The following is a 9,712-nucleotide window of genomic DNA, read 5'->3' on the forward strand; positions in this document are numbered from 1 at the left end:
CTCACCATTTCTCGACGGACGGGCGCAGATCAAGCTCGTGACTCCATCCGTCACGGCTTTGCTGGTGCACGTACCAGTAGGCTTCCGCGATCGAGGATGTGCGCGTCAGAGAATCCGGCGGGATCTCGGACGCGTCGATGCCGCTCGCAGCCTTCATCCGCTGGTGAATGGCCGGGCTGTCGACGCCGGCATCGATCAAGAGATGGGCGACATGGACGTTTTGTGGCCCGAGCTCGCGCGCCATCGCCTGGGCGACCGCTCGCAGGCCGAACTTGGCCGACGCGAATGCCGCGAAGCCGCTGCCGCCGCGCACGCTCGCGGTTGCGCCGGTGAACAGCATGGTGCCGCGGCCATGCCGCAGCATGTGCCGGGTCGCCTCGCGTCCAACCAGGAATCCGGCGAAGCAGGCGAGCTCCCAGGCCTTGAAGAACAACTTGTCTGACGTCTCGTGCAGGCTCTTCTTGACGTTCGAGCCGGCATTGAACAGGCAGACCTCGATCGGTCCGACGTTCTGCTCGACCCGTTCGCACAGCTCCTGCACCTCGTTCTCACGCCGCGCGTCGACGCCGAATGCGTGCACCTTGCTTCCAGCGCGCGTCAGCTCCTCGACCAAAGCGCTGGATTTCGCCGGATCGCGCCGTGCGATGCAGACGGCGTAACCACCGGCGGCAAACCGCCGCGCGACCGCTGCACCGATCGCGTCTCCTGCTCCAACCAGCAAGGCGGTTTTGTTTGTCTCAACCATAGGACGTCTCCCACCGACGGCAGTTTCTCAGTTCAAGACCGGCGACGTTGCGCGGCGCGGTGGCTCAGACCGCGCGCACGGCCTTCTGCTCGATCATCTGCGCGATGGCGGCATCGCCATAGCCGAGATCGCGCAGCACCTCGCGGGTATGCTGACCGACGCGCGGCGCCGGGCCACCGATCGCGGCAGCGTCGACATCGAAGCGCGCCGCCGGCTTCGGCTGCCGCACGGTGCCGACCCCGGGCTGCTCGAGCTCGGCGATCAGCCCGCGGGCAACCACCTGCTCGTTGGCAATGATTTCGCCTCGTCTCAGGATCGGGGCACACGGCACGTCAGCCGCATCGAGCCGCGCGAGCCATTCGGCGGTGGTGTGCTTGCGGATATAGTCCTGCATCCTGTTGATGCGCGCCGTTGCGTTGACGGAGCGCGCGGCGGGCGTGGCGAAACGCGCATCATTGGCCAGCTCCGGATCGCCGGTAGCCTCGCAGAACCCTTGCCACTCGGAGTCGGAGATGGTGCCGCAGGTAAGGTAGCCGTCCGACGTCTGAAACACGAGGTCGGGCCGGTCGTTCGGATCCGACGTGGTCTGCTCCCGGCCGACCACCGTGTATTGCATCATGCCTTCCGGCCAGAGATAGGCGATCATCGCGTCGAGCATCGCCACCTGGATGTGCTGGCCGCGGCCGGATTTCTCGCGGGCGTAGAGCGCCGCCGTGATCGCCTGCGCGGCATAGACTGCGGTCGTCTTGTCGGCCACGATCGTCCGGATCATCTGCGGACGGTTGGTCACCGGCTGCGCCTGTACATCGCAGAACCCCGACAAGGCCTGCACGATGGGATCGTAGACGCGCTTCTTGGCGTAAGGTCCGTCTTCGCCGACCCCGCTGATCGATACGTAGATCAGTCGCGGATTTTTCTTGCGGACCTCGTCCGGGCCGAGCCCGAGACGTTCCATCGTTCCGGGCCGGAAATTCTGCACCAGGACGTCGGCCTGCTGAACCAGCTTGCCCAGCACCTCCCTGCCGACATCGGTTTTCATGTCGATGGAGAGCGAGCGCTTGCCCCGGTTCGACGAGATGAACAGCGCAGAGAATTCGCCGGTTTTGTCGACATTGGCCCGGCTGCGGCGGGTGATGTCGCCGCCGATCGGCTCGATCTTCAGAACATCGGCGCCCTGATCCGCCAGGAACATCGTCGCGAACGGGCCGGACACGACGCCGGTGAGATCAAGTACGCGAACTCCTGCCAATGGTCCTGACATGCCTTGCTTCCCTCTCCAATTCGCCGACGCGACCAAACCCTCGAGCGCAATTCCGACTTACGATGCAGCCTGCGCGGGCGCTTGCGGGAAACCGCCTCGACTTGCAAAAAAGCGCCGAAACCTACGCCCGGGATTGCTGCCGGAAAACCGACGGGCTCATTCCGGTGGCCTGCCTGAACGTCGACGAAAAATGCTGAGCGTGGCTGAAGCCCGACGACAGCGCGATGCTCGTCAGGCTTTCATCGGTCTCGCTGAGGCGATGCTTGGCCGATTCGATGCGCAGTCCGAGAACATAGCGATGCGGGCTGGTTCCGGTGCTCTCCTGAAAGGCCCTCAGGAAATGGCGCTTGCTGAGGCCGGCAACATCGGAGAGCGCTGACAGCGATATCGGCTCTCCAAGATTCTCCCGAACGAACTCCTCGATCTTCCGCAGCTTGAGCGCGGGCAATCCGCCGCGGCTTTGCGGCTTCGACGATTCAGTGCTCCGCGACAGCCGCGCCATATGGGCCAGCGCCTGACTGGCCCAGCCCTCGGCGAACAGATCGAATAAATTGTCGGGCGTAGTGGCCTCCTCGCTCAGGTCGGCCAGGCCGCGGGCGAGCTGGTCGTGGCGAAACGCCACCGTCGGCCTCTGGATGAGGCCATTGAGACGGTTCTGCACGAACACCGGGTCGAGGAACACGACCACATAGTCGAGCGCAGGCCCGACCGACCATTCACCCTCGATCTCCGTGCCGGCGGGAAACAGCGCGAGATTCGCCGCGTCGGAGAAATCATATTCCACGGGCCGGCCATCGAGCCTGGCCCGCAACCGCGCGCAGCCCTTGCGGAACCAGAACAAGGTCAGTTCGGGCTGGCGGAAGTGCCAGTTCATGCGCGGCCGCGAGGTTCGGCTGAGCACCTCGACCCTGATCGGCTTCGACCTCGTGATAACGGAAGACACAAGTTCACCGCCGACTTGGCGGACATACCGCTGCGGACGCGCTTCCTCCATGGGACATCTCCTCCGCGTGTGGCACGGATGGTAAGTTCCGAATCAGAATTGACTATCCAGGGATAGAAATCCAGCCCCCTTGCCGGTCAATCGCGGAGATTTTAGCCGACGGGAATACGAGCCCTGCAGATATTTCCGTCTCGCAAGCTCAGGTGCAGTTCGACCGGATCAGTCCCGGGACGATGCAAGCCATCGCCTCGCGGCGAAGAGCTTCACTGCCCGTCGGAGAATCTCTTCGCTGCCTCCCGAGAAATAGGAATCGGCCGTGTCGAAAGAGGTAAAGCGCTCGAAGGCGCGACGATCGTGGTCTCGGGCTTCTTCATTTCAATGCCCACGACACCTTCGATCCGTAGCGTGAGCATCCGAAGGCCAATCGCGATAGGTGGATTGCAGTGTTTGCGAGCGCGCATATTCCTTCACTGTCGCGCGGCCGATTCCGAGATGCGCAATCACACGCGCGCGCGAACTATAGAATATTTTGTCGATCGAAATGGTCTAGTTTTGACTTCGCTGCAAGACGCAGGCGCATCGCGTGATGTTCGCTTGTAGGCGAGAAGGCGTAGCTATGTCAGTCGAGTCGATCGAAACCGTCGTTGATGCTCGTGCTAACGACAAGGACAGCCGCAAGACATCACGATCTGTCGCCACCAAGCTGCCATGGATTGCGATCGCCCAGATACTGGTTGTCGCCGCGATCCTGCTTGCGATGCAGTACGCGGTCGACAGCGGCGCAGTGAAGCGAATCTATCTGACCATACGCGGGTGATGACACCGAGAACCTGGCTGTTTGACTAGTGAACCCGAGAAACGTGGCTTGCCCAGCCGTCGCTCGCGGCAGCAGCCCGCCTGCGCCCGTTGGGCTTCGGCGCCGTCGTCCGTCTTCGCTTTCACTGCGTTCAAGCTACGCCGGACACGCTTCGCGCTGACGGTTCGGCCTGGCTGCGCCACGCGAAGCCCGCCGNCAAGGTGATGATGAAGCGTGGCTTGCCCAGCCGAAGCTCGCGGCGGTAGCCCGCCTCCGCCCGTTGGCTTCGGCGTGGCATCCTTCTCTCGCTTCGCGAGCGAAGGATGGTGGGTGCGACAGGGATCGAACCTGTGACCCCTACCATGTCAAGGTAGTGCTCTCCCGCTGAGCTACGCACCCCAAAGTCGTCTACGTCGTCTTGGGTCGGGTCCCTATAACGGACCCCGGCGGGGCAGGCAAGGATACAAAATGCCCGATTTCGTCCGAATCAGGCCGCCAGCAACTTGTTAACTTCGCTCACCAATTCCCGCAAGTGAACGGGCTTGGCCAGGACCTTGGCGTTTTTCGGCGCCTCCGAGTCGGAATTCAAGGCCACGGCGGCGAAGCCGGTGATGAACATGATCTTGATGTCGGGATCGAGTTCCGAGGCGCGGCGCGCCAGTTCGATGCCGTCCATCTCCGGCATGACGATGTCGGTGAGCAGCATCTCGAATGGCTCCTCGCGCAGCCGTTGATACGCCGACATGCCGTTGTCATGCGGCGAGACCTTGAATCCCGCATTTTCCAGCGCCTTGACCAGAAAGCGGCGCATATCGTTGTCGTCTTCGGCAAGGAGGATTTTCGGCATGGCAGGGAACGTCGAATCCGGCTGGAGGATCAGTCCGAACACTAAGCCCGACAGACAGTAAATTTCGAGTGAAATTTGCCGCAGGCCATCGGCGGCGTACGCGCCGGATTTGTGGACCGGACCATCGAATCAACCAGGTGCGGCATTTTCTGCGTCTCAGACGCATTCCAGCGTGCGCCACGCTCTTTTCACTTGGCAGAATGGTCGCGATTACGGACAATATACGCCCATAAATCTCCGCTTTTCCGGCAGAATCAATTTGGCCCGGACAGGCGGACGCAAGGGACGGCGCCAAGGGAATGACCGAGTCTGCTGGCGAGTTGTCGCCCCCATTCGAGATCGTCGAGCCCGCAGCTTGGCGCGCGCCGATCATCTTCAATTCCCCGCATTCGGGCTCGGTCTATCCGGCCGCGTTCCTCGACGCATCGCGGATCGATCTCGTCTCGCTGCGCCGCTCCGAAGATTCCTTCATGGACGAATTGATCGCGGACTTGAGCGATCGCGGCTTCCCGACCGTGCGCGTCAACTTCCCGCGCTCCTATGTCGACGTGAATCGCGAGCCCTATGAGCTCGACCCGCGCATGTTCACCGGACGGCTGCCGAGTTTTGCCAACACGCGCTCGATGCGGGTGGCCGGCGGCCTCGGCACCATCCCGCGCGTGGTCGGCGACGGCCAGGAGATCTACCGCGAGCGGCTCGACGTCGACGAGGCGCTGATGCGGATCGAGGGGCTCTACAAGCCCTATCACCGCGCGCTGCGCCGGCTGATCAACAAGGCCCATCAGGCGTTCGGTACGGTGGTCGTGGTCGACTGCCACTCGATGCCGTCGATCGGCGTGTCGCGCGACGAGCCGCGCCGGCCCGACGTCGTGATCGGCGACCGCTACGGCACGAGCTGCGCTCCGCTGCTGCCCGACCTCGTCGAGGAGATCATGAGTTCGCTCGGCTATTCGATCGGCCGCAACAAGCCCTATGCCGGCGGCTTCATCACCGAGCACTACGGCAACCCGGCGAGCGGCCTGCACACCGTCCAGATCGAGCTCAACCGCGCGGTCTATATGGATGAGCGCCGCCGCGAGCGCGGGCCGCGCTTCGCCCAGGTGGCTTCGGACTTCGCAACGCTCGCCGATGCGCTCGCCAAGGTGCCGTTCGGCGATCTCGGACCATTCCAGGCCGCTGCGGAATAGGATGGCTTCGTCCCTTCGTCAGCCCGGCACGGCGAAGTCCTGAACCAGGAATCCATTCGTCGGCGGTAGCCGATGACGAAACGAAGCTTTCGCTGACTTCGAGGGAATGGGCTCAATCGGCGCCCCGGAAAGAAAAAAGGGCCGCTTGAATGAACAAGCGGCCCAAGTCTAGGGAGGAAACGCCCAAGGAGGGCAGCGATAGCGCGAGGCGCTACCGCACCGCAACAATATGCGACCGCGCTGCACAAAACGCAAGACTTTTCGAAACATTTCCTGCGCTATCCCAGCGAGGATGGCGAATATGCAACAGCCGCCAAATAGGGAAATTTACCATTTGATATCAAAAGCTTGCGAAGGATCGACCTTTCTGTTCAGCGCTACGCGCATAGCTTGTATACCAGAACTCGCAACTTCGTGATCGGCACCGGAGCCGCCGGACTTTCGGAATCGAACCCGATTCGAAAGTCCGGAACCGCGTCATCAGGATGGGATAACGTTCCGTTAATCGTGCGCGGCGCTCCGGATTGAGCTAGGCAAGAACGCTTTCGATTTCCACCCGCGTCGTTGAGCTTTCCGAAGGACCTGCCGTGACGGTCATCGACTTTACAGCCTTCATCGGCCGCCTCGCGACCGCGTCCGGCGAAACCATCCTGCCGTTCTTCCGGACCTCGCTCTCGATCGACAACAAGAGCGCCAGCGACTTCGACCCCGTCACCGAGGCCGATCGCGCCGCTGAAGCGGTGATGCGGCGGCTGATCAAGTCCAGCTTCCCCCAGCACGGCATCGTCGGCGAGGAGTTCGGCAACGAGCGCGAAGACGCCGACTACGTCTGGGTGCTCGATCCGATCGACGGCACCAAGTCCTTCATCGCCGGATTTCCGATCTGGGGCACACTGATCGCGCTGCTGCACAAAGGAACGCCGGTGTTCGGCATGATGCACCAGCCATACATCGGCGAGCGCTTCTCGGGCGACAACGGTTCCGCTCATTATTCCGGCCCATCGGGCGAGCGAAAGCTCTCGGTGCGGCGCTGCGCTTCGCTCAAGGAGGCGACCGCCTACACCACGAGCCCGCTTCTGATGAACGAAGCCGACCGCGCCCGCTTCGGCCGCATCGAGAGCAAGGCGCGCCTGACGCGCTATGGCGGCGACTGCTACTCCTACTGCATGCTCGCCGCCGGCCATCTCGACCTCGTGGTCGAGACCGAGCTGAAGCCGTACGACATTGCCGGCCTGATCCCGATCATCACCGGCGCCGGCGGCGTCGTCACCACGTGGGAGGGCAAGCCCGCGCAATCAGGCGGCCGGATCATCGCGGCCGGCGACCCGCGCGTGCACGAAGCCGCGATGAAGGTGCTCAACGCCTGATTCTTGAGTTGCCCGGTCATTGATCTGCGCCCATCTTGACGGCAACCAGAAAAGTCAGGGCGGCGCGCATGACGATTGGCGGCAGACTGCTGGCAGGACTTCTCCTGCTTCTCGCACCGATCGCGGCCGCCGCGCAGGATTTCCCGGCCAAGCCGATCCGGCTGATCGTGCCGTTTCCGCCCGGTGGGCCGAATGACATCATTGCGCGCGTGGTCGGGCAGAAGATGTCGGAACTCGCCAAGCAGCCGGTCATCGTCGACAATCGCGGCGGCCAGGGCGGCGTGCTCGGCACCGATGCGGTCGCGAAGGCCGCGCCCGACGGCTACACCATCGCGATCGCGAGCGCCGGCGCGCTGGCGATCAGCCCGAGCATGGAGAAGGTCGCCTACGACACGCTGAAGGACCTCGCGCCGATCACGCTGGTCGCTACCGTGCCGGAGATGCTCGTCGTCGCCACCGACGTGCCGGCGAAGAACATGAGCGAACTCGTGGCGCTTGCAAAGGCGCAGCCCGGCAAGCTCAACTTCGCCTCCTCCGGCGCCGGCAGCCTGCCACATCTGGCCTGCGAATTGTTCAAGCTGACGGCAAAGATCGACATCGTGCACGTGCCCTATCGCGGCGCGGCACCAGCGGTGAACGACCTGCTGGGGCAGCAGGTGCAGATGACCTTCCTCGACCTGCCGGTGCTCCTGCCGCAGATCAAGGCGGGCACGCTGCGTCCGATCGCGCTCGGCGGCCGCGAGCGCGCCCCGACCGCGCCCGACGTGCCGACCACGGCGGAAGCCGGCATGCCCGACCTCATCATCGAGAACTGGTACGGCATGGTTGCGCCCGCTGGCACGCCGCCCGCAATCATCGCGAAGCTCAACACGATCGCGACCGAGGCGATGGCCGATGCGACCGTGAAGGACAAGCTCGCCGATCAGGGCCTGACGCTGGTGGGCGACACGCCGGAGCACTTTCGCGACTTCATCGCCGCCGACATCAAGAAATGGGCCAAGGTGATCAAGGACGCCGGCGTGGAGACGGCGAAATAGCTACTTTCCGGCGCAAAATTCGCCGTTCTCGAATTGAAGTGATTTGGAATGCGTGCTGAAAAGACGACACCCCGCCGGCGATAGCGGCGGGGTGTTGGTAAAGCGTTGGTGATCTTCGGCGCGTTTCTAGTTTGACGATTTCTCATTGATGGCGCGGCCGATGTTGATGAGATTATCGGAGATCACGCCGAGTCCGACCCAACGCTTCATTCCATCTTCGCCCTTGTAGCGACAGCGGCTGAGCCCGTGTCGCCGCTTCGACACGCTGATGCGGCCCTCACATCCGGTACGCCATTTCTGACCGTTGCGGAACCAGCGCTTCTTCTGTTCGCGTCGGCGCTCAGCGCTCTTGGTGGAGCGGTTGGGAATGCACACACGCTTGACACCCTTGGCTTTGGCAGCGGCCTCGTTCTTACCGGAATAGAAGGCCGCGTCGGCAGCAACCAAGTGCGGCACGCGTCCGATCGCCGCCTGGTGGAGTTCGAGCGCGGGAATGAGCAGGTCGGAATCGTTGGGCCGCTTGTCATAGACCTCGAAGTCGATCACGATCTGGTTCTCGGCCTCCTGCAACTTCACCATTTTGCCGAACTCGTTGGGCTTGCCCGCCTTGCCTTTGCGGATGACCTCCGTCGAAGGCTCGAACACGCTCAAAAGCTTACCTTCCGAGCGCGTATCGCCGCGATAGATCCGGGCCCTGGTCTGTTTCATGACCTGGTTTACTCGCGGCACCATCTCGTCGATCTGATGGCGCAAGCGATCGAGCTTCAATTGCCCCATCGCATTGGGGGCCTGCTTCACTCCCGCGGCGATCTGCGCCGAGAACTGCTTTGCCTGTCCGACCACGCGGCTGGCCGAATTGAGCAACCGCCCGTAGGCACCCTTGAGCTTCTCGGAGCTCTGCTTCACCCTGGAGCGTGCGGCCCGCGCAATGTCGAGCACCCGCAGCTTCACGCTGCGACTGCGATCGCGCAACTTGGTACCGGTCTCTCCAGCGATCTTGGTGACCTCCTTCATGGTGCGGATGAGCACGCGCACGCCGTCGCCCAGCAGGCTCGAGTCGGTCGGATAGTGGACATTGGTCTCCACCACCGTGGTATCCACGCGCATCCGCCGGCCTTCCACAACTCCTTGATCCTGCGCGATCTTCACCATCCGTCCGTGGACCTGCTTGATCACCTTTGGGCCCACCGCCAGGCCCCACCGGCCGATGGTCTTGGCATCTGGCATCTTGCCACCGCCGATCCGAGCGAAGTCGCGGTAGACGAGATTGGCGCGTACTTCGCGCTCGAGCACCTCGTAGCTCCAGTTGCGAACGTGCTTGAGAACGAGCAGTCGCAGCACCATCTCCGCCGGCGCACCACGCCGCCCGCGGCTGCGGCTCTTGGGATGTCGCTGGCCGAGCGCTTCGTACACCGCCGTGACAATGGCATCGTCATCCAGGATCCGGTCCGCGTGGTCCATCCAGTCCTCACGCAGGCCGGCCACTTCCTCAGCGACCCAGTGATCCCCAAACCTCAGCTGTGCCCGCC

At 63.2% G+C, this 9,712-nt stretch carries 9 protein-coding genes and 1 tRNA gene; 4 read left to right on the plus strand and 6 right to left on the minus strand.

The genetic code is table 11. From position 1 onward, the window contains the following. Nucleotide 1: 1 nt before the first annotated feature. The 3 genes from AS156_RS09060 to AS156_RS09070 all read right to left on the minus strand — a co-directional run bounded on the left by AS156_RS09060 (nt 2) and on the right by AS156_RS09070 (nt 3,000). Nucleotides 2-745: an SDR family NAD(P)-dependent oxidoreductase gene (locus tag AS156_RS09060; protein WP_066502852.1), complete on the minus strand. Its 744-nt coding sequence runs from the start codon at nt 743-745 to the stop codon at nt 2-4. Nucleotides 746-809: 64 nt separating this feature from the next. Beyond that, a complete protein-coding gene (locus AS156_RS09065; RefSeq protein WP_066502854.1) occupies nt 810-2,006 on the minus strand; it encodes a CaiB/BaiF CoA transferase family protein in 1,197 nt (398 codons plus the stop codon). A gap of 121 nt (nt 2,007-2,127) precedes the next feature. Beyond that, nucleotides 2,128-3,000 carry an AraC family transcriptional regulator gene (locus AS156_RS09070; protein ID WP_066502859.1) on the minus strand — a complete coding sequence of 291 codons (873 nt, stop codon included), beginning with the start codon at nt 2,998-3,000 and terminating at the stop codon, nt 2,128-2,130. A 565-nt stretch (nt 3,001-3,565) separates the two neighbouring features. On the opposite strand from AS156_RS09070, the gene AS156_RS09075 reads away from it, so the two are divergent. Continuing rightward, nucleotides 3,566-3,766 (plus strand): hypothetical protein, encoded by a 201-nt coding sequence (locus AS156_RS09075; protein ID WP_066502861.1) that lies wholly within the window; start codon nt 3,566-3,568, stop codon nt 3,764-3,766. 303 nt (nt 3,767-4,069) lie between these two features. Here the strand turns inward: AS156_RS09075 and AS156_RS09080 are convergent. After that, nucleotides 4,070-4,144, minus strand: a tRNA-Val gene (locus tag AS156_RS09080). Between the two features lie 88 nt (nt 4,145-4,232). Continuing rightward, nucleotides 4,233-4,592, minus strand: a complete 360-nt coding sequence (gene cpdR / locus AS156_RS09085; RefSeq protein WP_066502958.1) for a cell cycle two-component system response regulator CpdR — start codon at nt 4,590-4,592, stop codon at nt 4,233-4,235. A 299-nt stretch (nt 4,593-4,891) separates the two neighbouring features. On the opposite strand from cpdR, the gene AS156_RS09090 reads away from it, so the two are divergent. From AS156_RS09090 to AS156_RS09100, 3 genes are all read left to right on the plus strand, one after another. Beyond that, nucleotides 4,892-5,779, plus strand: coding sequence for an N-formylglutamate amidohydrolase (locus tag AS156_RS09090; protein WP_066502863.1), 888 nt, complete (start codon nt 4,892-4,894; stop codon nt 5,777-5,779). Between the two features lie 587 nt (nt 5,780-6,366). Further along, nucleotides 6,367-7,146, plus strand: coding sequence for a histidinol-phosphatase (hisN, locus tag AS156_RS09095; RefSeq protein ID WP_066502873.1), 780 nt, complete (start codon nt 6,367-6,369; stop codon nt 7,144-7,146). Nucleotides 7,147-7,214: 68 nt separating this feature from the next. Continuing rightward, on the plus strand, nt 7,215-8,183 hold the full coding sequence (locus AS156_RS09100) for a tripartite tricarboxylate transporter substrate binding protein (protein WP_066502874.1): 969 nt from the start codon (nt 7,215-7,217) through the stop codon (nt 8,181-8,183). A 126-nt stretch (nt 8,184-8,309) separates the two neighbouring features. On the opposite strand, the gene AS156_RS09105 is transcribed toward AS156_RS09100, so the two are convergent. After that, nucleotides 8,310-9,712, minus strand: a 1,403-nt coding sequence (locus tag AS156_RS09105; RefSeq protein WP_082747396.1) for an ISNCY family transposase, incomplete at its 5' end; no start/stop codon positions are given.

Origin of the sequence: Bradyrhizobium macuxiense (genome assembly GCF_001542415.1) — a bacterium.
GTDB lineage: Bacteria > Pseudomonadota > Alphaproteobacteria > Rhizobiales > Xanthobacteraceae > Bradyrhizobium > Bradyrhizobium macuxiense.